Below are 22,828 nucleotides of genomic sequence, written 5' to 3'. Positions count from 1 at the left end.
TCTTATTGAAATTAAACCGGGTGGAATTTTTTTTGCTGCCAAAGCTGGCCTCAGCAGGCCAGTTTGGGTGTGAATTTTGACAGTGAGCAACCCGGCTGGCTCTTCAGCGAATTAACTCAGAACAACTCCTTTTGCCATATGTACGGCTCTGTCGCACATATGGTCAATCACGTCCGCATCGTGGCTGACCAGAATCATGGTCAGGTCACTGCTGGCTTTAAGATCGTTGAGCAGGTTAAGGATTTCCGCCTGCACTGACATATCGAGCGCAGACGTGGGTTCATCGAGCAATAACAGCTTAGGCTTAAGCAACAGCGCGCGCACAATCGCCACGCGCTGGCGCTGGCCGCCGGAAAGCTGATGCGGATAACGGTGCATCAGCGCCGGATCCAGCCCGACCTGACGGAATCCTTCAGCAATCTTTTGTTCGATATCCTGCTCTTTAAGGATTTTTAACGGTTCAGCCAGCGTGCGCAGCAACTTGTGTTTCGGGTGCAGCGAGGCATACGGATCCTGAAACACCATCTGTACGTCACGGCGCAGACTGCCGGTGAACGGCTTGCCGGGTTTTACTTTATGATCGAGCAGCGTCAGACCGCCGTCCCAGTAACCGTTCAGCCCCGCCAGTACCCACAAAAGAGAAGATTTACCGCAACCGGACGGCCCGACCAGCCCGAAGCACTCACCTTTATTAATCGTCAGATTGACGTTATGTACCACGGTGCGGACTTCAACGCCCTGACGGTGGGACACGCTCAGCTGGTGCAGTTCAGCAATTGCCTCACTCATGATTCGGCTCCTGTTTTAAAGAGGCCAGCAGCGCACGATCCAGCACCGGCAGGCGTTCGCCGTGGGTAAATTTGCTCGGTCTGCACGACCATAACGTGTGGGTATACGGATGTGTGGCATGTGCCAGCTGATCTGCAGGCAATTCATCGAGCAGTTCGCCTTTGTACATCACCAGCACACGCTCGCAGTAGTGCGCCACCTGTTGCAAGTCGTGGCTGATCAGGATCAGCCCCATGTTGCGCTGTTCGACCAGACGCTCGATTAAGCCCAGCACTTGTTCGCGCATGTCAAAATCCAGCGCTGACGTCGGTTCATCGGCAATCAGCCACTGCGGATCGTTGATCAGCGCAATCGCCAGCATCACGCGCTGGCCCATCCCGCCGGAAAGCTGATGCGGATATTGCTGTTGCAGAAAAGCCGGATTGGGCAAACCGACGGCATTCAGCATATCGGCCACTTTTTCCTGACGCTCTTTACGCCTGAGACGCGTATGCAAACGCAGCGGTTCTTCGACCTGTTTGCCGATTTTTTGCGTCGGATTCAGCGCATGTTTCGGATCCTGCATCACCATCGAAACACGGTTGCCGCGAAGTTTGTTCCATTCGCGTTCCTTTAACGTCGTCAGGTCGTGATCGCCCAGCGTCAGTTGCGAAGCACGCAACTGACACGGATGCGGCAGCAGCCCCATCAGCGCGCGGGCGGTCAGGGATTTGCCGGAACCGGATTCGCCAACCAGCGCCACGCGTTCCTGCCCGACGCTGAGTGAAAGGGATTTCACCAGTTCCAGCGGACGTTCGCCCGGCAGATAAATGGTGAGATCTTTCGCGACAAGTTTGTCGGTATTTAAGGAATCAGTTGCCATGTCGTGGATCCATTTTGTCACGCAGGCCATCGCCCAGCAGGTTGAAAGCCAGGCTGGCAAACAGAATTGCCCCACCCGGTGCAGCGGCGACCCACCACTGGTCGAAAATCACTTTACTGCCTTCGGCAACCATCGAGCCCCATTCAGCGGTCGGCGGCTGAATACCCATGCCGAGAAAGCCCAGACCGGCGGATGCCAGAATGATGCCACCGAGGCTGAGTGCGGACCGCACCACGGCGCTCGGTAAACACAGCGGGAGGATGTGGCCAAACATCAGGCGCAATCCGCCGATGCCCTGCATACGCGCCGCGGCCAGATAATCGCTGCGGCGCAGTGCCAGGGTTTCCGCCCTTGCCTGACGGGCAAACGGCGGCCAGCTGGTAAAGGCCAGCGCCAGCGCTCCGTTCATCAGGCCGGGACCGAGAATAGCCACCAGTGCCAGCGCCATCACCAGACTTGGCAATGACATCACGATGTCGGTCAGACGCATCAGAATGCGCTCGAACCAGCCACCGATATAACCGGCGCTGATGCCGATCAGCAGGCCGACCGGAATGGTCAGCACCAGGATCAGTGACACCAGCAGCAGCGTCGGACGCGCGCCGTAGATCACACGGGACAGCAGGTCGCGGCCAAAACCGTCGGTGCCCAGCCAATGCTGATGTGAAGGCGGCAGTAAGCGCAGTTCGATGTGCTGAATATTCGGATCTAACGGTGCCAGTAAAGGTGCGAGCAGCGCGGTCAGCACCAGAATGGCGACCAGCACCAGTCCGACGCTCAGCGTGGTAATGCGACGCGCAGGCTTCCAGACGTGAGTCTCGATGTCGACCTGCGCTGGTTGTTCAGGGATCATTTGTTGTGTCATAAGCGAAAACTACCGGGTCCGCGGATCGAGCAAATAAGTAAGGGCGTCAGCCAGTGCGTTCAGCAGCACGAAACAGGTACCAATAAGCAGCGTGGCGCCAAGGATAGCTGGCGTATCTGCCGCGAACAGCGCGGTAGTCAGATAACGTCCGACGCCCGGCCAGGCGAATACGGTTTCGGTCAGTACTGCGCCTTCGAGCAGGCTGGCGTAGGAAAGCGAAAGCACGGTGATCAGTGTTCCGAGCACATTCGGGAAGACGTGGCAGAGTAAAACCCTCGCCCTGCCCGCGCCTTTGGAACGCGCCAGAATCACGTATTCTTTATTCATTTCACCGAGCATGGAGGCGCGCAGAAGACGGGTAATGCCCGCCATCGACAACATCGCCAGCACGGTTACCGGCAGCCACAAATGGCTGATGGCGTTGTAGAACATGTCGCGGTCGCCGGAAAGCCAGGTATCAATCAGCACAAATCCGGTGCGCGGCGTCATGGTGTACATATACAAGTCGTCCAGTCGTCCCGGACCGCCCGCCCAGTGAAGCACCGCGTAAAACAGCAAAAGACCGAGCAGGCTCAGCCAGAATATCGGCACGGAATACCCGAGCAGCGACACCATTCTGGCGACGTTATCCAGCCAGCTGCCTGGTTTCCAGACCGCCAGCAGCGCCAGCAAAATGCCGAGCGATCCGCCAAGCAGAATGGCACAGGTGGCCAGTTCGACGGTCGCCGGGAAAGTGCGCATCAAATCGCTGGCGACCGGCTGCGCGGTGATGCGGGAAATCCCCATATCGCCGTGCGCCAGATGATCCAGATAACGGGCGAACTGCACCGGTACCGACTGGTCGAGACCTAAATCACGACGCACCTGCGCATAGGTCGCTTCACTGGCGTGATCGCCCGCCACCTGAAGTGTCGGATCAATCGGGGCAAGATGGGAAAGCGTAAAGGTGAACGCCAGCAGGCCGAGCAACGTCAGCGCCAGCGAAATCACACCGGTCAGCAGACGGCCTGACCAGCGCCAACCCTGCCGGACAAATCCGGCGGGCGTTGAACTGTCTGTCATTACTTGGTGACCTTGCTGTAGAAGACCATGTCAGGGTTGATGCCCTGCACGTAGCCCTTAATGTTGTCACGCACGGCGATCAGGCTTTTAGCCTGTAAGCCGATGACAAACGGAGAGTTTTTCTGCACTTCCAGTTGCAGCTGACGGTAATCCGCCACGCGTTTAGCCTGATCCGGCTCGGCAATCGCCGCCAGTGTCAGTTTATTGAGCGCAGGAATCGACCAGTTGGCGCGCCATGCCAGCGTTTTGCTGCCATCTTCCGGATTGAAAGCAAACGCGGAAGCATTGGTGTTCGGGTCAAAATAGTCCGGGCCCCATGAAGACATATAGGCGTCGTATTCATGCGCTTTCACTTTAGTGGAAATCTGCGAGCTTAAACCCGGATCGAGTTTAACGGTCACGCCGCCCTGCGCGAAGCTGGCCTGCAACGCCTGAGCGATATCCAGATACGGCGGCTGGTTGGCGGTAGACAACGTAAAGCTGACGTTGGTCAGCCCGGCTTTCGCCAGAATCGCTTTGGCTTTGGCTGGATCGTAAGTGTATGGCGTATCGTTCAGCGCCCCCAGATAACCTTCCGGCAGGAAGGCCTGATGCACCTGGAACTGGTTTTTCATCAGGTCATGCGCGATGTGGTTATAGTCGAACAGGTAACGCGCCGCTTCCCAGAAGGCCGGGTTGCCCAGCGCCGGAGACGCTTTGGCGTTGAACTGCATGAAATATAACGAGGCATATGGCACGGCAAGCGGTTTCACGCCTTTTTTGCCTTCGAGCGCCGCCATCTGATCCGAACCGAGGTTGCGTGCCATATCCGCATCGCCCTGCTCAATCAGCAGACGGCGAGCAGCCGGATCCGGTACGTTTTTAATCAGGATAGTTTTCAGCTTCGGCGCGCCTTCAGGAGAGGTCGGGTTGGCAGAGAGGATCACCACTTCATGCGGAATATAGTTACGGATCTGATACGGACCGGAACCGGCAGAATGGTTGCTCAGCCACTGATGACCGAGGTCGTCAGCCGTCGCGTTAGCTTTCACCAGTTTGCTGTCAACAATCGAGGATACCGGCGCAGACAGCAGGCTCAGCACGAAAGACGGGCTGACATCAGCAGTCCAGCTGACTTTCACATGCTGATCATCGACTTTCGTCAGGAAGGTATCGACGTTTTTATCTGTCCAGCCCAGTTGAGTCAGAATGAAAGAGGGCTCGAGATTAAGTTTCACCACGCGTGACAGCGAGAAAATCACGTCATCGGCGGTCAGCGGATTACCGCTGGCAAACACGGCTTTCGGCGACAGGGTAAACGTCAGGCTGCGGTTATCTTTGGCCGCTTCCCAGGAACTCGCCAGCGTGGGTTTCAGATCAATCGGGTTATTAGGATCTGACTGCACCAGACGCTGATAAATATTGTTGAAAGCCTGAACCGTGGTCAGCTCAAAGCCCTGCGCCGGGTCAAAGCTGGAAGTGTCATCAATGGACTGGGCGATGACCAGCGTGTCCGGCGGTGTGGCGGCCTGAACCGCGAAAGTAGCCGCAATAGCCGTAAACAGGACGGACGGTAATAAAGCTTTCATCAGGTCAGACTCTCCAAAGTAGCGAAATTGCTAAAGTTTTGTTGAGTGTAAAGTTTCTTCAACTTCCCAGAAAGTCTGATAAATACTATCGTTATGCTAATTTTGAATAAGGTTATCTGATTGGTTATTAAAGCCGCAGGACGGGCTCTGGCGGGGCATTGTTACTGTACAAACGGGGACGAGCTCGGGCAAAGCGGCAGACACTAATACAAAGGCCATCGGCGGCTGATTATACGGGGATATGAGTCATTTCAGCAGCCAAACCCTGCGGTTTTGGCATACACTTCATTCCTAAATTTCATACTGAGTTATGTGGCGCAGATCACATCTTAATTGTATGATGAATGCATCATTCAACTGGGTGAAACACCATGAGCAATGCAACTTCTCTGGCATTCCAATATATCCGGGCATTTATTCTGATTTATCTGTGTTTATTCGCCGGGAATGCCATTTCATCTCTTCTGCCGCTGACGATTCCGGGCAGCATTATCGGTATGTTGATCTTATTCGCCCTGCTTTCCACGCAAATTCTGCCGTTTAAATGGGTCAAACCCGGCTGCAACATTCTGATCCGCTATATGGCGCTGCTGTTTGTGCCTATCGGCGTCGGGGTGATGAACTATTACGAGCAGCTGCGCACGCAGTTCGGCCCGCTGGTGGTGTCCTGTCTGGTCAGTACGATTATCGTGTTACTGGTTGTCGCGTATTGTTCCCACTATATCCACGGTGAACGCGGCGTGGTGACAGACAAAGCGGAGAAAGAAAATGATTGATATTTTGTGGTCGCTGCCGCTGACCCTGCTGGTCTTTTTCGCCACCCGCAAACTGGCTATCAAACTCAAAATGCCGCTGCTGAATCCGTTACTGATGTCGATGGTGGTGATTATCCCGTTACTGCTGGTGACCCATATTCCTTACGCCCGCTATTTCGCCGGCAGTAAAATCCTCAATGATTTGCTGCAACCGGCTGTGGTGGCACTGGCTTTTCCGCTGTACGAACAGCTGCATCAGATCCGCGCCCGCTGGAAATCCATCATCAGCATCTGCTTTATCGGCAGCGTCGTGGCGATGACCACCGGCACCGCCATTGCATTATGGATGGGGGCAACACCACAGATTGCCGCCTCGGTATTACCGAAATCCGTCACCACGCCGATTGCGATGGCGACGGCACAGTCCATTAACGGCATTCCGGCCATCAGCGCGGTCTGCGTGATTTTCGTCGGCATCCTTGGCGCCGTATTTGGTCATACGATCCTGAACATATTAAAGATCACCACCAAAGCGTCACGCGGACTGGCAATGGGCACCGCCTCACACGCCCTCGGCACCGCCCGCTGCGCAGAAATGGATTATCAGGAAGGCGCCTTCAGCTCCCTGGCGCTGGTCATCTGCGGGATCATCACCTCCCTCCTCGCTCCGTTCCTGTTCCCGGTATTACTCGCCATGTTTGGTCATTAACGAATAATCACCTCACTCTACGCCCCTCAAAATAGTTCGGATTGGATCAAGGCGGCAACTGAGCGAATCCCCGGGAGCATACAACAAGTATGTGACCGGGGTTCGCGAAGGCAGCCAACGCTGAGCCAGTCTGAAATATGAAGAGGGAAAAAGATGTATGTCGCCAAACCTTAGAAAGACGACATACAAAGCTGAAAGTACCCGGTTTAAGTACAGTCAGAAAAATGCCTGCCGGCCCGCGTTTGGCGGACTGGCAGCAGATTATGAAGAGGATAAAACGGGCGCGCGATGCGGGCGCGCCGGAGGGATTACGAGTTCATCTGGAACAGCGACATACCTTGCATGGAGCTGTAGGTCTTGTATGACGCCTGAAGTGCAACCTGTTGCAGCGTGTAGGTCGAAATCGCTGAGGTCCACTCGGTATCAACCAGATTGCTGAGCTTGGTGGAGTTGGTCACGTCGCGGTTATCACCGAGCGTATCGAGGCTGTCGAGCTCACTCATTTGCGTACCGAGCTCGGAACGCACGGACAACACGTTGTTAAGGGAGTTGCTCAGGCCACGGTTGGCTTTATCGATCGCGTCGGAATATTCAGTATCCGAGGTGTAATCCGCTGAAGGCGTTTTCAGTGCGGTCAGCGCGCTGTCGATCGTCTTAAAGATATCGGATTCGCCGGTCGTGCCGTCTGGCTCTTTCTTCGCATCACCGGTCAGGGAATTGAAAATCTGATTACCCGTGTGGTTGATGGTCATGGTACGGCTGGCATCAACCTGCTGGGTGATCGCCGTATCGCCGCCGGAATACGTCACCGCACCGGTGGTCGGATCCTGTGTATAAGGCGCGGTATCACTTTTATAACCGGCGAAAATATAGCGCCCGTTACCGTCGGTGCTGTTCGCCATATTCACTAACTGCGATTTCAGACTTTCCAGCTTGGTGGCCAGAGAAGAACGGTCATCGTCACTCAGCGAGCCATCACCGGCCTGCACGATCAGCGTCTGCGCATCCTGAATAGTGGATGTCACGCTCGACAGAATCGATTCTTCCTGACTCATGCTCTGGTTAGCAAAAGTACGCGCAACAGAGAACTGGCTGTTTTCAGACTGCGCCTGTCGCACGAGCACGGCCTGTGAAGCCGCCAGCGGATCGTCAGAAGGTTTACTGACTTTGGAGCCGGTAGAAAGCTGTAAACCTGTCGCCTGGAAACGGTTCTGCCCATCCAGCACCGCATCCATGTTTTGTTGGTAAATTATATTGGTACTAAGGCGCATGGCATCAGTTCCTTATCAGTTCACATTTTACTTTATTAATACCTAAATAATTCGCGATGCAGGAAGGCGGCAAGTTAACGAATCCCGATGAGCTGACATTGAGTCAGTGATTCGGGTGAGCAAACGTAGCCAACGTACCTGCAACGTGGAGTATGACGGTATTAACGAAGATTGATGATGGCGTCGAATATGGTGGATGCGGTCTGCACCACCTGCGCGTTAGCCAGATAATATTGCTGATAACGCTGCAGATCGCCGTATTCCTCATCGAGGTTAACCCCGGAGATCGACTGCTGTTGCGTCGTCAGCTGCGTCACGATATTGCTTTGCGCGGTGCTGGTGGTGGTCAGTGTCGCCACCTGGTTCCCGACGTTACTCACCAGGCTGGCGTAAGCACCGGACAGCGTAGACTTGCCTTCCACCAGTTTGGCGGTCTGCAAGTTCAGTAATTTTTGCGCGTTGGTGTTATCACTCACACCGCTGTCGGCTGCGCTGGCAGCGGCAATCAGTGAAGAATCGGTGATCGCCACACCCATGCTTCCCGCCACGTTGCTGACGGTTTTGATGGTGAAGCTGTCATTGGTCGATGGCGTGCCGGAAACAGAAACCGATAATCCGTCGAATTCCATGGTCGGATTGCCGCTGCTGTCGGTGCCTGCCGTTGGCATGATTTTTGCGCCATCGGAAACGCGGGTCACATCCCAGCTGGTGCCGTTATAGGCCATAGTGTAATCACTGGCTTTCACCGCGGTGGTATCTTTGTACGCCACGCTGACATCGGCAGTGCCGGTGTTTTTGGTGTTACCTACGGTCGTTGCGCCGGTGTAAGAGAAGAAATCTGTCCCTGCGTCACCGTTGAGATCAAAACCGGCTTTGTTGGTGCTGTTGAACGCATCAGAGAAGGTCAGCGCCAGTTGCCCGAGCTGATTAATGGCCGGCTCGAGGTTGTCTTTACGAAACGCCAGTGTGCCGCCGAGAGATCCGGTGGTCAGACGGCTTTCCTGAATTTCAGAAACAGTGCCGTCCGGCTGAGTCATACCGACGGTCAGTTTGGACGGATCCGCGCTGGAAGCCACGGCCACCACCGTCTTAGAGTTGCCGCCGCTCACCAGTGGCGTGCCGTTAGCAAAGGAGACGTTGTACGTGTCGCCGTCCTGCTGTGTCACGGTCACACCGGTAATGTCGTTCAGCTGGCTGACCAGCTGGTCACGCTGATCGAGCAAAGCGTTAGGTTCCTGACCGGTGCTGCCACGGGTTGCCGTGATCTGCGTGTTCAGTTTGGCAATCTGCGCCGCATAGGTGTTGATCTGGTCAACGTTCTGCGTGATCTGCTGATTCACCGCGGTGTTCATGTCGTTCAGGTATTTCGCTGAACTGTTGAACTGCGCAGTTAAGCCCTGCGCTTCGCCGAGAACCGCCTGACGTGCCGAGCTGTCGCTGGCATTGCTGGTCAGGGTTTGCAGGCCTTTGAAGAAGGTGGACATGGTGGCGTCGATGCCGGTTGAGCTGTCGCCCAGCAGGTCATCAATTGAGCTTGCCTGATCCAGCTGCGTTGAGAGCGCGCTGCCGGTGGCGCTGGCGCCGAGCAACTGGGTCACTACAAAGGAATTATATTCACGGTTCACGCCGGTCACGGTCACACCGTTACCGATGTAACCGGCGGAGGTGGAGTTGCCGTTGCTTTGGGTGATGATCGCCGTCTGACGGTTATAGCCCGCCACACTGACGTTAGCGATGTTGTTCCCGGTGGTACTGAGCGCGGCCTGCGCTGCGTTCAGTCCGCTCATTGCGGTATTAATTAAGCTACTGGACATGAGTGACCTTTTGTCTGCCGGTGACCTTTTTTACCACCGTGTAATTAAGGGAACTGAATCGGGGCTTTCCCCTTTTCCCATTCTGATCTGGTTATCGGCCTGCACCGCCAAAACTTGAGAAAAAAAACGAGGATTTGGGGATCTAAAAGATATCTTTTAAATCATGGCCATAAGCCTTAACCGCCTGCTCGCCTGCCCCTTTAATTTTCTGGATAACGCTGACCAGTTTGTCGGCATAATTCGGGTCGGTGGCATAGCCTGCGCGTTGCAGTTCATGCGCGGCTTGTTCAGGGGTATTGGCGGAGGCCACCTGGGCATAACGCGGGTTGCTGGTCAGCAGTTTGATGTAATCGCTGATGGCTTCCACATATGAACCGTAAACGCGGAAACTGGCCTGGACTTTTTTCGCCACGCCGTTGGTGTATTCGGTAGTCGTGATATTGGTGGTCGGGCCGTCCCAGCTGCTGCCCGCTTTGATACCAAACAGGTTGAAGCTGCGTTTGCCATCAGCGGTCGGTATTTCGCGCTGTCCCCAGCCGGATTCCAGCGCGGCTTGCGCCATGATCAGCTGATGCGAAATCCCGCTGTCTTTACTCGCTACCTGCGCCGGAATGCTCAGGCTGGACACAAACTGTCCGCTGTCAGCCGGCAGCGGCGCGCCACTGGTGGTGCGGTCCGGGGCGGTCGGAATGACTTTACGCAGATACTGTTCCATCGCCTGCACCGGCATACTTTTCAGCACTTCACCGTCAAGCACCATCGGCACCGTACCGGACAGCTCCGAAGGCTGTTTAGAGCCGCCGGTCAGCTGTTCCACCATCATATCGGCCATGCCCAACCCTTTGTCGGACATGTCCTGTGCAATTTGCTGATCGTACATCGATGTATAAAGTTTGGTGGACTGGTTATCGAGAATCCCCCCCTGCGGCAATGCCTGACGCATACTTTTCAGCATCATCTGGACAAAGACGCCTTCAAACTGTTTCGCCACTTCTTTGAGATGCGCCTGCGGATTTTGTCCCACATCCCGCTTCAGTTTGTTGAGGGAATTGGCATCGTACGCCGCCCCTTGCGGGTCGAAAGCACCGGACATCGACATCAGATCGCTCATCAGATAATTTCCAAATCAGCGCGCAGGCAGCCGGCTGTTTTCATGGCCTGCAAAATGGACATCAGGTCGATAGGCGTCGCGCCTAACGCGTTCAGGGTACGGACCACGTTATTCAGGCTGGCACTGGATCGCACCTGCTGAATAGAGCCACCGGACTGACGCACGGAAATATTGGTGTTTGGCGTCACCACGGTCTGACCGCCACCGAACGGCGTGTTTGGCTGGCTGACATCGTTCTGACGATCGACCACCACAGAAAGATTGCCCTGTGCGACCGCACAGTTATCCAGCGTCACGTCGCGATTCATGACCACCGAACCGGTACGGGAATTGATAATCACTTTCGCGTCCATCGGCCCGACGTTGACTTCAATATTTTGAATCTGCGCCAGAATGCGCACCTGCGACGTATTGCCGCGCGGCACGATGATCTGAATATTGCGGGAATCCAGCGCCGACGCGGTGCCCATCCCCTGACGGTTAATGGCGTCGCTGACCTGTTGCGCCAGATTGAAATCTTCATCGTTAAGTTGCAGGTTGATCACGCCTTCGGTGCCGAAGGTGCTTGGCAATTCACGTTCGATGGTTGCGCCGCCGGTAATACGACCGCCGGACACCTGGTTAACCGTGACGCTGCTGCCACCGGCAGACGCACCCGCCCCGCCGACCAGCACGTTACCCTGCGCCAGTGCATAAACCTGGTTATCCACGCCTTTCATCGGCGTCATCAGCAAGGTGCCGCCGCGAATACTTTTGGCGTTACCCATAGAGGAAACGACGACGTCAATCGCCTGACCGGCACGCGAGAACGCTGGCATTTTGGCAGTCACCATCACGGCGGCCACGTTTTTCAGCTGCATGTTGGTCCCGGCCGGAACGGTTATCCCTAACTGGGACAACATGTTGGTCAGGGTCTGAGTGGTGAACGGTGTCTGCGTGGTCTGGTCACCGGTTCCGTCGAGGCCGACCACCAGGCCGTAGCCGATCAGGGCGTTATCACGCACGCCTTGTACCGTCGTCAGATCACGAATACGGTCAGCGGATGCGGGCAGTACCACCAGGGCGGACATCGCCAGACAGATAACACCGGAAAGTAGTTTTCGCATGATTGCCTCGTTATAACGGCGATAAGTTTAGGAAGAACCGCTGCAACCAGCCCATGTTCTGCGCTTCATTGATGTAGCCGTTACCCACGTATTCGATGCGCGCATCTGCCACCTGCGTGGAGATAACGGCGTTTGCACCACTGATGGTGCGCGGGTTGACCACACCGGAGAACCGGATGAATTCGGTTCCCTGATTAATTTCGATTTGTTTTTCACCGACAACTTTCAGGTTGCCGTTAGCCAGCACTTCCGCGACCGTCACGGTCAGGGTGCCGCTGAAGGTGTTATTGGCTGCTGCGCCGCCTTTACCGGCGAAGGTATTGCCACCGGACATATCCAGATCGGCGCGGGCATTGCCGAACAGCCCTTCCAGGTAGCGCGGCGTAGTGGCGGCGCCAAAGGTGGTTGACCCGTTGCGGCTGGCGTTCGCCGAGGAGCTTTTGCTCGCACTGACGTTTTCCTGCAAGACGATGGTCAGAGTATCCCCGATGTTACGTGGACGGCGGTCTTCAAACAGAGGCTGATAACCATAGTTCATCGGCTGAACGGACTGGAAAATCGAACCGTTAGGCACCGGCGGTGCGGCGGGTGCAGGGGTCGCTGTGGTGGTTCCGGGTACCAGCGGGGTATGCGGCATATACGCGCAGCCGTTCGCCAGTAACGTGATTAACAGCGGCAGCACCAGCTTGCCTGGTCGGTCTGTATAAGAAGTCATTACCGACGTTATTTTTTTGCTCACCACAGTTTCGCCTTAAAAAAATCGACCTGGTAGGGATCTGAACCGGTTCAGGACTGATGCCATCTGGCCCCAGTCCTCTTGTTTTTGTGGCTGCCCGAATCTGCGACAGCCACTTTCACTTTGTTGTTACGTACAAAAAGTTGTTACGTACAAAAAGTAATGACGTACTAAAAGTTATGACGTACTAAACACTTACAGCTGCGAAAGTTTCTGCAGCATTTCATCCGAGGTCGACACGGCTTTACTGTTGATTTCGTACGCGCGCTGCGTCTGGATCATGTTGACCAGCTCTTCCGCCACGTTGACGTTCGAGGTTTCGACATAACCCTGATACAACAGGCCGGCACCGTTAAGTCCCGGAGTACTTTCGGTTGGCGCGCCGGAGCTCTGGGTTTCCTGATAAAGGTTTTCACCCATGGATTCCAGACCGCTGTTGTTGATAAAGGTGCTCAGCGTCAGCTGACCGACTTGTTGTGCCGCCGTCTGCCCCTGCTGGGTCACGCTGACGATACCGTCACGACCGACCGTCAAGCTCAGCGCATTGGTCGGAATAGTGATGGCCGGGATCACCTGATAGCCGCTCGACGTCACCAGCTGACCATTCTGATCCACCTGGAAAGAACCGTCGCGGGTATACGCGGTGGTGCCGTCCGGCAGCTGGACCTGGAAGAAACCTTCGCCTTTGACAGCGATGTCTTTACTGTTGCTGGTCTGCGACAGGTTGCCCTGCGAGAACAGACGTTCAGTCGACACCGGACGCACACCGGTACCAATCTGCAAACCGGATGGCAGGTTGGTCTGCTCAGAAGACTGCGCACCTGGCTGGCGGACAGTCTGATAAAGCAGGTCTTCGAATACCGCACGCTGGCGTTTAAAGCCGTTGGTGCTGACGTTCGCCAGGTTGTTGGCGATGACGTCCATGTTGGTCTGCTGCGCATCCAGACCGGTTTTCGCAATATACAGCGATGGGATCATGTCATTACTCCTCTGCCATCATCAGCTCATTGACAGCAGATTGTTGGCACTCTGTTCATTTTCATCGACGCTGTGGATGACTTTCATTTGCATCTCAAAGCGGCGGGCGTTGGCAATCATGTCAACCATGGTCGACACCGGATCCGCGTTACTGCCTTCAAGTGTTCCCGGCATCACGTGAATGGTCGGGTCAGCCTGTAAAGCGGCACCGCGCGCCAGCGCCGTGGCCGGGGTCGGACGGAACATGCCGTCGTCGCCACGGGTCACTTCGCTGTTTGCGGCTTTCACCAGCTTGAGCTTACCGAGCTGTCCCATGGTGTTCGGGTCAGCGCCGGCTTCGAGCACGGCGATAGTGCCGTCCGCAGAAATCGTCAGCTGTGAGTTCGGCGGAACCTCGATCGGGCCGTTATCCCCCATTACCGGATGACCTTGTACGGTCAGCTGGTTAGTCGGTGACACCTGCATGTCGCCGTTACGGGTATAAGCTTCAGTGCCATCAGGCATCTGCACCGCAAGGAAACCATCCTGCTGTAAAGCCACATCCAGCGGACGGCCGGTGTAGTTAAGTTTGCCTTGCGTCATGTCTGCGCCCGGCGTGGACGCCGTGACCAGCGTACGGGTCGGCAGGCTTTGACCTTCTACCGGCACCGCGCGCATGGCTAAAAGTTGCGAGCGAAAGCCGGGTGTATTGGCGTTAGCAAGGTTGCTTGACGTGACCGACTGCTGAACCAGTGTCTGGCTCGCTGCACCGCTCGCGGTGTAGATAGCGTGATCCATAGTGCTGCCCTGTTCTCAAAGTAAAAAAGAGCGTCTTAACGCAGGTTAACCAGCGTGTTCAGGATGGAGTCCTGAGTTTTGATGGTTTGCGCGTTCGACTGATAGTTACGCTGAGCAACGATCATATTCACCAGTTCAGCACTCAGATCGACGTTGGAAGATTCCAGCGCACCACTGGTCATGCTGGCAAAACCACCCGCGCCTGCAACACCGTTAACGGCCTGACCGGAAGACGACGTTGCCGTCCACACGTTGTTGCCTTCAGATTGCAGGCCTTCCGGGTTAGAGAAGGAGCTCAGGACAATCTGTCCCAGCAGCTGCGTTTTCTGGTTGGAGTAAGTGCCGGTGATGGTGCCGTCATCATTGATGGTGTAACCGGTCATCTGGCCTGCGGCGTAACCGTCCTGAGTCAGGGAACCGATGCTGTCGCTGCCGGTGCTCTGCTGGATACTGCCGGTGAAGTTCAGGCCAACAGACTGCGGCGTCACGGTGCCGTTGGTGGAGGTATTCATCACGATCGGCAGGGAACCGTCAGCATTGACAGTGCCGTCAGCCTGGGTTGCGCTGGCGAGTGCGCCGCTGGTATCAAATTGCAGCGTACCCATTTTGGTGGCGGCAGAACCGGCCACACTGCTGTCGAGCGAGTACAAATCCCAGTTGTTAGACGCGGTTTTCACGAAGTACACGTTGTTATCGTGCGCGTTACCCTGAGAGTCATAGGTGGTGATGCTGTTGACGTAGTTATAGGTGGTGTCGTCGTTAGCATTGAACGTCTTCGCCGCCGGAATAGCCGTGTCAGTAGAGTTCAGGTTAGCGACCATGGTGGCTGCGGTAGTGGCTTTCGCACTCATCATGGTGGTCGGAACGCTCAGCGCGGTAGGCTGCGCACCGGCGGCGATGGTCGGCGGCGTACCCGTTGCCGGATAGCCTGTCACGCTCAGACCCTGCGAGTTCACCAGATTGCGGTTAGCATCAAGGGAGAACTGGCCGTTACGCGAGTAATAAACCGTACCGCTGCTGTCGGCCAGACGGAAGAAACCGTTGCCGCTCAGCGCCACGTCCAGGCCACGTGACGTGTTGGTCGTGGTGCCATCGTTAAAGTTCTGCGTAACAGCCGCGACTTTAACGCCCATGCCTGCCTGAGAACCGGCAAACATATCGGCGAAAGAAGCGGTCGCTGTTTTGAACCCCACGGTGGCGGAGTTGGCGATGTTGTTACCGATCACGTCCAGGTCGGTGGATGCCGCGCTCAGGCCGCTGACTGCTTGGGAAAAGCTCATGTTAGCTCCATTTTACTGTGTGTAGTTGCTGCATGAAGTTAAGGATTTCAGCTCTTCTTCCTGCGAAGGAAGTGAGCCAACGGCTTACAAAATCTGGCGAACTGAATCGACGGAAGCGGTTCCCCGCACCCCGAGATCCAGCGCTGTGGTGCCTGATGAACTGGTGGTGACACCATTGACCAGCGCATAGTTAAGCGGGGTCGCGACCATTTGCTGTCCGTTGTTCAGGGCATTGATGCTGAAGGTGTAGCCGCCATCCGGTGCTTTGGTGCCATCGTCCTGCGTACCATCCCAGGTATAACTGTGAACACCGGCGGTCTGGCCGCCCAGCGAGATGGTTTTCACCACTTTGCCGGTGGAATCGCTGACGGTGGCCGTGGTGGTATCGGATGCTGTTTCCAGCTCAAAACCGAATGGCGTGGTGCTGACGGTGCCGTCAGTGTCACTGCCGACCAGAATGGCGCTGCCGGATACCATGACGCCGTGACCAATCAGGGAGCTGGCCTGTACGGAAGAACCGCTGGTGATTTGCCCCGAAATGCTGCCGAGTGTGGTATTGAGTTTTTCAATCCCGCTCACGGTGCTGATCTGTGCCAGCTGACTGGTCAGCTGACTGTTATCCATCGGGTTGGTCGGATCCTGGTTTTTCAGCTGTGCGACTAACAGCGTCAGAAAACTGCTGGATAAATCATCGGCAGAACTGGCGCCCGTAGTGGACGAACCGCCGGAACTGGTGCTGGTGATCGTGGTGTTGTCTGTGGTGTCATTAATCGACGTGGTAATGGCCATGGTTCGCTCCGCTATTGCCCCAGAGTGAGGGTTTTCATCATCAACGACTTGGTGGTGTTAAGCACTTCGACGTTGGCCTGATAACTGCGGGAAGCGGAGATGGTGTTCACCATTTCGCTGACCACATCTACGTTTGGCATCTTCACATAGCCCTTGGCATCCGCCATCGGATTGCCCGGCTGGAAGACCAGGCGGTCCGGAGACGGATCATCAACGACCTGCGCCACTTTCACGCCGCCCGTTTCCTGCCCCGGTGCCGCATCCACCTGAAAAACAACCTGCTTCGCTTTGTACGGCTGGCCATCAGGGCCGGTCACACTGTCGGCGTTGGCCATGTTACTGGCACTGACGTTCAGGCGCTGAGACTGCGCGGCAAGCGCAGAACCGGCGATATCAAAAATACCGAGCATTGACATGGGTTATTATCCTTGCAGCACCGACATCATCCCTTTGATCTGGCCGCCGAGGACGGTCAAATCGGTCTGATAGCGCACGCTGTTATCCGCGAAATTAGTACGTTCACGATCCATATCGACCGTGTTACCGTCGGCTGACGGCTGGTCAGGGATCCGATACATCAGATCCATATCTGCAGGCTGGACGTTCGACGCCGGAATATGGCGATCGGATGTCAACGCTAAAGACATACCGCTGCCACTCGCGCGCCCCTGCTCCATCACCTTCTGCAACTGACTGGCGAAATCGATATCGCGCGCCTGATACCCTGGGGTGTCGGCGTTGGCAATATTGGCTGAAAGTATTTCTTGCCGCTGGGCACGCAGGTTGAGCGCTTCCTGTTGGAACTGTAGTGCGGCGTTCAATTTGTCGAGCATGCGCCCTCCGCAAAGTGAGATTTTGGAGTCGACAGCATAAATGCGAGTGTCAACTGCCTATCGTCTGAATAAGCGCAAAATCGTCCGCTATTTGTTCCTTTAGGAATTGAAAAGTGCGCGTAGACTTGTCGCCAGTAGTAAGTTGGCACAAAGGTGAATTGCGTATGAACAGGCAGAGAATCCGTCGTTTCGGCATCACACTGGGCTGCATCTTTTTGGGTGCGACATCCGGTGCGGCGAGTTATGCACAGTCTGTGCCCGTGAAAAACGAGCAGGTCACAAGCGTGCCAGCTTCGGCGAACAGCGATACACTGCTGTCCTCGCAAATCCAGCAGTTCTTCCGCCAGCAATATGCGCAAAGCGGAATGCAGGTGACGGTGCTGGTCACCACACCCGCGGCGCGTCAGCCACAGTGTTTATCACCACAATTTATGCTTTCGCCCAACAGCCGTACCTGGGGCAATGTGTCAGTAGCGGTGAACTGTAACGGGCAAAAGAGTTATGTGCAGACCAAGGTACAGGTCAGCGGCACCTACTGGGTCGCGGCGAAAAATGTGCCGTCGGGCGCGCATCTGGCAGAAACGGATTTGCAGCAAAAAACAGGCCGTTTGGATTTATTGCCACCGAAGGCGATTCTCGACAGCAAACAGGCAATTAACGGCATTACGCTGCGCAATATCAGCATTGGTCAGCCGTTAACGCTTTCTATGTTACGACGTCCGTGGATGGTGCATGCAGGACAGGAAGTGCAGGTTCAGGCAACAGGCAGTGGATTCAATGTGTCGAGTGCCGGAAAGGCGATGAATAATGCAGCAGCGAATGACTCGGTGCGGATCAGAATGCCGTCAGGCGTGATTGTGAACGGGATGGTCGGCCCGGACGGCTCTGTGACAGTGGAGATTTAGCCCTGTATTGCAACCACTTTTGGACAAAAAGTTGCAATAAAGGCTAAAGTTATTTCGCCACATGTCGATAACAAACGTATCAGAGTCGTCTCACGACGGCATTTTTAGGGTTTTTGTGTTAATTAACAGCCCTGAATACCCTAACCGGAGAAAAGATTATGGCTATCGATCGCACGCAAGGTGTTTCACCTTTAACTTCGATCCAGCAGCGCGATCCTTCTGAAGCTTCTGTTCAGACTGCGCGCAAAGAAGGCACCGTTTCTGGCACCACCACCAGCGGTACGGCGGTGACCCTGAGTTCAGCGCAAGCGTCTCTGACTCAGTCCAGTGCTCAGGACATCAACACGGCACGTGTCGACGAACTGAAACAAGCTATCCGTGATGGCAAACTGACCATGGATACCGGCAAAATTGCCGATGCTTTGTTGCAGGACACGCAGGATTATCTCAAAGGTCTTTAAACTGAGGCTTCAGGATTAAAGACGATAGTTGGAAGGTATTAAGGCCCGATGAAGAACTTTATCAAGACCATGACTACCTTGGTTGAAACGTTGCAAGCTCTGGATCAAGTGATTAATCACGAACAAACGATACTTTGCTCGGGCCGCGTTAATGGTGCTGCCCTGCAACATATCACCGAGCAGAAAAGCTCACTGTTAGCTACGGTAGACTATCTTGATAAGCAGCGTCGTCAGCATGACGAGCGCCTGAAACAAAATGCCCCCTACTTAGATCCACAAGGGCAGCGTCAGCCGGAAATCACGGCAATGTGGGAAGAAGTCGTGCAACTGACCACTAAACTGAGTCAGATCAATCGCCATAACGGCATGTTACTGGGCAAACAAATTGCCTATAACACCGAGGCGCTGGCTATTCTCAATGCCAGCCAGACGCAGAAATTCTACGGACCGAACGGGCAGGAAACCGTGTCGGGGCAAACCGTACGCAAGATCTCTGTGTAGAGCCAGACGGGGGGAAACGCTTTCCCCTCAGCACGTCTCCCGCACGACAATTCATATCCACGATATTTATACCAAACCCGCCAGCTGCTCTAATGTCGCCGGGTCTTTTTCGACCAGCTTTATCAGCAAAATGGCCTGACGGTTAGGTTTCGCTCTGCCCTGTTCCCAGTTCTGATAGGTTGTCAGCGCGGTTTGCAGGTAATAGGCAAATACCGCCTGCGAAATATTCAGGGAGATATTCAGCGAGATAAAAGATTGCGCGGAGGGCCCGCGCAGTTTGAAGGGGGAAGTCTTTAACTCAGGCCGGGCACATCAAAGCCGGGCGTGACCGACAGCAGCATCCGCACCTGTTTTACCAGTTCGCTCATGCAGTCATCACGCATGCCGTAATTGTTGAGCTCTTTTTCCAGGGCAAACAAATACTGTGCGTTGGTGCCCAGCGGACCACTGGCCTGCGCAATCAGGGGCGCGATAACCTGATAATCGGTATCCGCTTCGTACTGCGGGTGTGAGGAGTCCATGATAAACACCAGCGCTGTCACCGTGCGGCCATCATCGAGTTCTAACTCGCACCAGGTCGGACGATAGCAGCCGGTCAGCATTTCACGCTTCCACAGCAATTCGAGTTCTTCGTGCAGTTTGTCTTCCGGCAGACGGAATGCCAGCCCGGTGGTCTGCCCGCCATCACGCAGCGCCAGCATGCGGCCCGGTTGCGCATGGGTTCCGCGCCCTGAAGTCAGACGTAAGCAGAAGGCACGGTGATAGCCGCGCAAAATGGCAGGCCGCGCCTCTTCGGAATCGAAAACCGGATTCCACATCAGCGAACCGTAGCCAAAAATCCAGACGGGGCTGTTATCGGGGCGACGCGCCAGTGTGCAGCTCAGTGAGGCGGCACGTTGTTCAGGGGTCAGGAGCATCGATTCGTCAATGCTGCCGAATGCTGTTTTACAATCTGCGTTACGCAGGAAATCTCGAGTTAACATTCATTCCCCCTTCGGTACGACTTACTTTTGAACATGCCATGCTGTTGACGCTGTGTTCTCCGCTATCGTGGTTGTGGACTGATCAGGTTATCGGACAGTTTTCGCCTTAACTTGAGGCGCTGACAGGGTTGATTCGGAATTTTATTATCACCCTGTCTGATGAAACCTTATTCGTTTCTTTCGTTGCAATCAAGATTGAGAGCGATCACAAAACGAAAATAAAATGATTATTTTGTGAACATTGTAAGAATATTGACATTTAAGAGGGAAATGACAGCAAAACCGGCAGGATACAGGCGGAAGTGTGAGAGATAACGGGTCAGGCGTTCCCCGACCCGCCGCCGACATCAGGATTTTTTAGGATGCCATTTGTCGTCATCGCCTTTTTTATAGCTGTGTTTTACCGCGGCCCACGCGACTTTGTGCGCGGTCTCTTCGCGGGAATCATCACCCTGACGATCTTTTGGCTTTGCATACTCATCCCACGCGCTGTTAAAGGCTTCTTTATAGATATCCTGCGCATGTGCCGGAAGAACATGACGAACAGAGTCAGGCAACGCTGAGCGGTTCTGATAAGGCATAACTTGCTCCTTTTTCATGGCGTTCATGATCGTTACATTTAATGTGTGCGCTTCAGGCGCACAGGGGTAAGTCTAGCGGCTAACCTCAGGTGACTCAGCCAGATTATTCCAAATCTCAGCCTGCGGGCTAAAAAACGCCAGATTTCTCCGATTTTTCATGTGGGTATAGGGATGATTTACAAAAATTGACGCATTACCCGCATAAACCCATTATTAAAAATCAAGCCATTGTTTTTATTATGTTTAAATAATTAACAATGAATATTAAGTTGAGTTTAAACTGACATTTATTTGATTCATGCAACAAAAAATAGCTGTCATAACAGTTTTTATAGATGAGTCATGATAATAATCTGTTAACAGATTAATTTATCTACTATACTTAACGAGTTACAATTTTATGCTGCTATGCATTTTGCTTACAACCGACAGACAGGCGGTTGTAAATTCGTGAGTGTTTATAAGGAGAATAATCATCATGGTGTCTTCACAGGAACATCCAAAAGTAAAAACCCGCCATCAGGAATACTCCCTGATTTTCCCTATTGCTGCCCTAATCGTTCTCGTCTTCTGGGGCAACAGCAGTAACTTTGCCTCAGTCGTCGGCATCAATTTAATCGCGCTGGTCGGTATTCTCGCCAGCGCCTTCAGCGTGGTACGTCACGCCGATGTCCTGGCACACCGTCTGGGCGAACCTTACGGCTCACTCATCCTCAGCCTTTCAGTGGTCATCCTCGAAGTCAGTCTGATTTCGGCCCTGATGGCGACAGGCGACGCCGCTCCGGCGCTGATGCGTGACACCTTATTCTCGATCATCATGATTGTTACTGCCGGTCTGGTCGGCGTTGCCCTGCTGCTCGGTGGCCGTAAATTTGCCACCCAGTATGTCAATCTCGGTGGTATCAAACAGTATCTGATGGCGATTTTCCCGCTGGCGGTGATCGTTCTCGTTCTGCCTGCCGCCCTGCCCGCTGGCAACTTCTCCACGCCACAGGCCTTGTTCGTTGCGGTAATTTCAGCGGCGATGTACGGCGTATTTCTGCTTATCCAGACCAAAACCCACCAGAGTCTGTTTATTTACGAGCATGAAGATGAAGGAGAAGAAGATGGACATGGAAAACCGTCTTCGAAGAGCAATCTGACGCACACGCTCTGGCTGATTGTCCATCTGGTGCTGGTCATTGCCGTTACCAAATTCAATGCCAACCCGCTGGAAAGTCTGCTGACCGAACTGAACGCCCCTGCACAGTTCACCGGCTTCCTGGTCGCGTTGCTTATTCTTTCTCCTGAAGGTCTGGGTGCCCTGAAAGCGGTACTGAAGAATCAGGTACAGCGCGCCATGAATTTATTCTTCGGGTCCGTGCTGGCAACGATCTCACTGACCGTTCCTGCGGTCACCGTGATTGCCACCCTGACCGGTCAGGAACTGATTTTCGGCCTGGCGCCGGCCAACATAGTGGTGATGCTGGCGGTTATGATCCTGTGCCAGATATCGTTCTCGACCGGGCGTACCAATGTGCTTAATGGTACTGCGCACCTGGCGTTGTTCTGCGCGTATATGATGCTGATAATGCTGTAACAACAAGACCTTGGGTTGCCACCCAAACTGGCCCTAAGAGGCGCCTGTCGCCGCGCCTCTTAGGAATCTCCGGCTCTTTCACTGCGCGCTCCGCTCGCTGGCTATGTTTCAGGTATCGCAGCGGCAGGCTGGAAAGCTTGCCGCTGCGCGGTTCCTTCATTTCGGGATTGCAGCCTTGGGTCTGCAACCTCTCATTCAGCAAGCTTTCTGAATCGCCCGCACGATCTTAAATTCAAAACCGATGATTTTAGTCTTTTAGATAAGTTTATTGGCGTGATTAAAATTCAGCTGAACGGAGCGGCTTCAAGACCTATGGCTTGAAGACCGAGAGAAGGCAGTGCGAAGCACCTGGATTTGCGCCACTCACCAATGCGCCAGAACATGTCCGTCATACCCGCGACAGCGCGCAGTGAAAAAAGCGCGGAGTCCAGAGGCCCGCGCGTTACCGGGTCTCTGGTCGGTGTGGGCCGACGCCCACGGTCTTGCAGTTGAAGTTGAAGTTGAAGTTGAAGT

General features: G+C 54.6%; 24 protein-coding genes and 1 pseudogene. 6 read left to right on the top strand and 19 right to left on the bottom strand.

From position 1 onward, the window contains the following. Positions 1-111: 111 nt before the first annotated feature. The 5 genes from UC15_RS17940 to UC15_RS17920 are packed head-to-tail and all read right to left on the bottom strand — an operon-like array spanning position 112 to position 5,146. Positions 112-789, bottom strand: coding sequence for an ABC transporter ATP-binding protein (locus UC15_RS17940; protein ID WP_112289826.1), 678 nt, complete (start codon positions 787-789; stop codon positions 112-114). Next, positions 782-1,651: an ABC transporter ATP-binding protein gene (locus tag UC15_RS17935; RefSeq protein ID WP_112289824.1), complete on the bottom strand. Its 870-nt coding sequence runs from the start codon at positions 1,649-1,651 to the stop codon at positions 782-784. The genes UC15_RS17940 and UC15_RS17935 overlap by 8 nt, the downstream gene beginning before the upstream one ends. Further along, complete coding sequence (locus UC15_RS17930; protein WP_112289851.1) at positions 1,641-2,504, bottom strand: ABC transporter permease; 864 nt, start codon at positions 2,502-2,504, stop codon at positions 1,641-1,643. The genes UC15_RS17935 and UC15_RS17930 overlap by 11 nt, the downstream gene beginning before the upstream one ends. Before the next feature lie 21 nt (positions 2,505-2,525). Next, positions 2,526-3,578 (bottom strand): ABC transporter permease, encoded by a 1,053-nt coding sequence (locus UC15_RS17925; RefSeq protein ID WP_112289823.1) that lies wholly within the window; start codon positions 3,576-3,578, stop codon positions 2,526-2,528. Continuing rightward, positions 3,578-5,146, bottom strand: coding sequence for an ABC transporter substrate-binding protein (locus UC15_RS17920; protein ID WP_112289821.1), 1,569 nt, complete (start codon positions 5,144-5,146; stop codon positions 3,578-3,580). The genes UC15_RS17925 and UC15_RS17920 overlap by 1 nt, the downstream gene beginning before the upstream one ends. A gap of 371 nt (positions 5,147-5,517) precedes the next feature. Here UC15_RS17920 and UC15_RS17915 point away from each other — a divergent pair, with 371 nt between their 5' ends. Both UC15_RS17915 and UC15_RS17910 read left to right on the top strand, forming a co-directional pair. Further along, complete coding sequence (locus UC15_RS17915; RefSeq protein ID WP_112289820.1) at positions 5,518-5,922, top strand: CidA/LrgA family protein; 405 nt, start codon at positions 5,518-5,520, stop codon at positions 5,920-5,922. Then, a complete protein-coding gene (locus tag UC15_RS17910; RefSeq protein WP_112289818.1) occupies positions 5,915-6,610 on the top strand; it encodes a CidB/LrgB family autolysis modulator in 696 nt (231 codons plus the stop codon). Before UC15_RS17915 ends, UC15_RS17910 begins: the two co-directional genes overlap by 8 nt. A gap of 308 nt (positions 6,611-6,918) precedes the next feature. On the opposite strand, the gene flgL is transcribed toward UC15_RS17910, so the two are convergent. From flgL to flgB, 11 genes are all read right to left on the bottom strand, one after another. Next, positions 6,919-7,881, bottom strand: a complete 963-nt coding sequence (flgL, locus tag UC15_RS17905) for a flagellar hook-associated protein FlgL (protein ID WP_112289816.1) — start codon at positions 7,879-7,881, stop codon at positions 6,919-6,921. A 161-nt stretch (positions 7,882-8,042) separates the two neighbouring features. Further along, positions 8,043-9,695, bottom strand: coding sequence for a flagellar hook-associated protein FlgK (flgK, locus tag UC15_RS17900; RefSeq protein WP_112289814.1), 1,653 nt, complete (start codon positions 9,693-9,695; stop codon positions 8,043-8,045). Between the two features lie 142 nt (positions 9,696-9,837). Further along, the gene (gene flgJ, locus UC15_RS17895) at positions 9,838-10,806 is read right to left on the bottom strand and encodes a flagellar assembly peptidoglycan hydrolase FlgJ (protein WP_112289813.1); all 969 of its coding nucleotides are present in this window, start codon (positions 10,804-10,806) and stop codon (positions 9,838-9,840) included. Beyond that, the gene (locus UC15_RS17890) at positions 10,806-11,912 is read right to left on the bottom strand and encodes a flagellar basal body P-ring protein FlgI (protein WP_112289810.1); all 1,107 of its coding nucleotides are present in this window, start codon (positions 11,910-11,912) and stop codon (positions 10,806-10,808) included. The genes flgJ and UC15_RS17890 overlap by 1 nt, the downstream gene beginning before the upstream one ends. Before the next feature lie 10 nt (positions 11,913-11,922). Then, positions 11,923-12,627, bottom strand: coding sequence for a flagellar basal body L-ring protein FlgH (locus UC15_RS17885; RefSeq protein ID WP_112289808.1), 705 nt, complete (start codon positions 12,625-12,627; stop codon positions 11,923-11,925). A 216-nt stretch (positions 12,628-12,843) separates the two neighbouring features. Further along, positions 12,844-13,626 (bottom strand): flagellar basal-body rod protein FlgG, encoded by a 783-nt coding sequence (flgG, locus tag UC15_RS17880; protein WP_112289807.1) that lies wholly within the window; start codon positions 13,624-13,626, stop codon positions 12,844-12,846. 21 nt (positions 13,627-13,647) lie between these two features. Then, entirely contained in the window at positions 13,648-14,403 is a 756-nt protein-coding gene (locus UC15_RS17875) for a flagellar basal body rod protein FlgF (RefSeq protein ID WP_112289805.1), read from the bottom strand. A gap of 35 nt (positions 14,404-14,438) precedes the next feature. Further along, entirely contained in the window at positions 14,439-15,683 is a 1,245-nt protein-coding gene (gene flgE, locus UC15_RS17870; RefSeq protein WP_112289804.1) for a flagellar hook protein FlgE, read from the bottom strand. An 84-nt stretch (positions 15,684-15,767) separates the two neighbouring features. Further along, positions 15,768-16,472 (bottom strand): flagellar hook assembly protein FlgD, encoded by a 705-nt coding sequence (flgD, locus tag UC15_RS17865; protein WP_112289802.1) that lies wholly within the window; start codon positions 16,470-16,472, stop codon positions 15,768-15,770. A gap of 11 nt (positions 16,473-16,483) precedes the next feature. After that, positions 16,484-16,888 (bottom strand): flagellar basal body rod protein FlgC, encoded by a 405-nt coding sequence (gene flgC / locus UC15_RS17860; RefSeq protein ID WP_112289801.1) that lies wholly within the window; start codon positions 16,886-16,888, stop codon positions 16,484-16,486. A gap of 6 nt (positions 16,889-16,894) precedes the next feature. Beyond that, positions 16,895-17,305 carry a flagellar basal body rod protein FlgB gene (gene flgB / locus UC15_RS17855; protein ID WP_112289799.1) on the bottom strand — a complete coding sequence of 137 codons (411 nt, stop codon included), beginning with the start codon at positions 17,303-17,305 and terminating at the stop codon, positions 16,895-16,897. A 164-nt stretch (positions 17,306-17,469) separates the two neighbouring features. Here flgB and flgA point away from each other — a divergent pair, with 164 nt between their 5' ends. From flgA to UC15_RS17840, 3 genes are all read left to right on the top strand, one after another. Further along, complete coding sequence (flgA, locus tag UC15_RS17850) at positions 17,470-18,210, top strand: flagellar basal body P-ring formation chaperone FlgA (RefSeq protein WP_198659725.1); 741 nt, start codon at positions 17,470-17,472, stop codon at positions 18,208-18,210. 158 nt (positions 18,211-18,368) lie between these two features. Further along, positions 18,369-18,671: a flagellar biosynthesis anti-sigma factor FlgM gene (gene flgM, locus UC15_RS17845; RefSeq protein WP_112289796.1), complete on the top strand. Its 303-nt coding sequence runs from the start codon at positions 18,369-18,371 to the stop codon at positions 18,669-18,671. Between the two features lie 48 nt (positions 18,672-18,719). Beyond that, on the top strand, positions 18,720-19,172 hold the full coding sequence (locus tag UC15_RS17840; RefSeq protein ID WP_112289795.1) for a flagella synthesis protein FlgN: 453 nt from the start codon (positions 18,720-18,722) through the stop codon (positions 19,170-19,172). A gap of 66 nt (positions 19,173-19,238) precedes the next feature. Here the strand turns inward: UC15_RS17840 and UC15_RS26065 are convergent. The 3 genes and pseudogenes from UC15_RS26065 to chaB all read right to left on the bottom strand — a co-directional run. Continuing rightward, a pseudogene (locus UC15_RS26065) lies at positions 19,239-19,403 on the bottom strand (helix-turn-helix domain-containing protein); the annotation flags it as partial. A 62-nt stretch (positions 19,404-19,465) separates the two neighbouring features. Continuing rightward, positions 19,466-20,155: a gamma-glutamylcyclotransferase gene (locus tag UC15_RS17830; RefSeq protein ID WP_112289793.1), complete on the bottom strand. Its 690-nt coding sequence runs from the start codon at positions 20,153-20,155 to the stop codon at positions 19,466-19,468. Between the two features lie 347 nt (positions 20,156-20,502). Beyond that, entirely contained in the window at positions 20,503-20,736 is a 234-nt protein-coding gene (gene chaB, locus UC15_RS17825; protein ID WP_112289791.1) for a putative cation transport regulator ChaB, read from the bottom strand. A gap of 478 nt (positions 20,737-21,214) precedes the next feature. On the opposite strand from chaB, the gene chaA reads away from it, so the two are divergent. Next, positions 21,215-22,315 (top strand): sodium-potassium/proton antiporter ChaA, encoded by a 1,101-nt coding sequence (gene chaA, locus UC15_RS17820; RefSeq protein ID WP_112289790.1) that lies wholly within the window; start codon positions 21,215-21,217, stop codon positions 22,313-22,315. The last annotated feature ends 513 nt before the right edge of the window (positions 22,316-22,828 follow it).

It is taken from the genome of Rahnella sp. AN3-3W3, assembly GCF_003263545.1.
Classification (GTDB): domain Bacteria; phylum Pseudomonadota; class Gammaproteobacteria; order Enterobacterales; family Enterobacteriaceae; genus Rahnella; species Rahnella variigena.
This window is presented reverse-complemented; position numbering and strand designations above follow the sequence as displayed.

Excerpts from the sequence above, each read along its gene's own strand:
- UC15_RS17940 (WP_112289826.1), bottom strand. The coding sequence starts at position 789 with ATGAGTGAGGCAATTGCTGAACTGCACCAGCTGAGCGTGTCCCACCGT.
- UC15_RS17935 (WP_112289824.1), bottom strand. The coding sequence starts at position 1,651 with ATGGCAACTGATTCCTTAAATACCGACAAACTTGTCGCGAAAGATCTC.
- UC15_RS17930 (WP_112289851.1), bottom strand. The coding sequence starts at position 2,504 with ATGATCCCTGAACAACCAGCGCAGGTCGACATCGAGACTCACGTCTGG.
- UC15_RS17925 (WP_112289823.1), bottom strand. The coding sequence starts at position 3,578 with ATGACAGACAGTTCAACGCCCGCCGGATTTGTCCGGCAGGGTTGGCGC.
- UC15_RS17920 (WP_112289821.1), bottom strand. The coding sequence starts at position 5,146 with ATGAAAGCTTTATTACCGTCCGTCCTGTTTACGGCTATTGCGGCTACT.
- UC15_RS17915 (WP_112289820.1), top strand. The coding sequence starts at position 5,518 with ATGAGCAATGCAACTTCTCTGGCATTCCAATATATCCGGGCATTTATT.
- UC15_RS17910 (WP_112289818.1), top strand. The coding sequence starts at position 5,915 with ATGATTGATATTTTGTGGTCGCTGCCGCTGACCCTGCTGGTCTTTTTC.
- flgL (WP_112289816.1), bottom strand. The coding sequence starts at position 7,881 with ATGCGCCTTAGTACCAATATAATTTACCAACAAAACATGGATGCGGTG.
- flgK (WP_112289814.1), bottom strand. The coding sequence starts at position 9,695 with ATGTCCAGTAGCTTAATTAATACCGCAATGAGCGGACTGAACGCAGCG.
- flgJ (WP_112289813.1), bottom strand. The coding sequence starts at position 10,806 with ATGAGCGATCTGATGTCGATGTCCGGTGCTTTCGACCCGCAAGGGGCG.
- UC15_RS17890 (WP_112289810.1), bottom strand. The coding sequence starts at position 11,912 with ATGCGAAAACTACTTTCCGGTGTTATCTGTCTGGCGATGTCCGCCCTG.
- UC15_RS17885 (WP_112289808.1), bottom strand. The coding sequence starts at position 12,627 with ATGACTTCTTATACAGACCGACCAGGCAAGCTGGTGCTGCCGCTGTTA.
- flgG (WP_112289807.1), bottom strand. The coding sequence starts at position 13,626 with ATGATCCCATCGCTGTATATTGCGAAAACCGGTCTGGATGCGCAGCAG.
- UC15_RS17875 (WP_112289805.1), bottom strand. The coding sequence starts at position 14,403 with ATGGATCACGCTATCTACACCGCGAGCGGTGCAGCGAGCCAGACACTG.
- flgE (WP_112289804.1), bottom strand. The coding sequence starts at position 15,683 with ATGAGCTTTTCCCAAGCAGTCAGCGGCCTGAGCGCGGCATCCACCGAC.
- flgD (WP_112289802.1), bottom strand. The coding sequence starts at position 16,472 with ATGGCCATTACCACGTCGATTAATGACACCACAGACAACACCACGATC.
- flgC (WP_112289801.1), bottom strand. The coding sequence starts at position 16,888 with ATGTCAATGCTCGGTATTTTTGATATCGCCGGTTCTGCGCTTGCCGCG.
- flgB (WP_112289799.1), bottom strand. The coding sequence starts at position 17,305 with ATGCTCGACAAATTGAACGCCGCACTACAGTTCCAACAGGAAGCGCTC.
- flgA (WP_198659725.1), top strand. The coding sequence starts at position 17,470 with ATGAACAGGCAGAGAATCCGTCGTTTCGGCATCACACTGGGCTGCATC.
- flgM (WP_112289796.1), top strand. The coding sequence starts at position 18,369 with ATGGCTATCGATCGCACGCAAGGTGTTTCACCTTTAACTTCGATCCAG.
- UC15_RS17840 (WP_112289795.1), top strand. The coding sequence starts at position 18,720 with ATGAAGAACTTTATCAAGACCATGACTACCTTGGTTGAAACGTTGCAA.
- UC15_RS17830 (WP_112289793.1), bottom strand. The coding sequence starts at position 20,155 with ATGTTAACTCGAGATTTCCTGCGTAACGCAGATTGTAAAACAGCATTC.
- chaB (WP_112289791.1), bottom strand. The coding sequence starts at position 20,736 with ATGCCTTATCAGAACCGCTCAGCGTTGCCTGACTCTGTTCGTCATGTT.
- chaA (WP_112289790.1), top strand. The coding sequence starts at position 21,215 with ATGGTGTCTTCACAGGAACATCCAAAAGTAAAAACCCGCCATCAGGAA.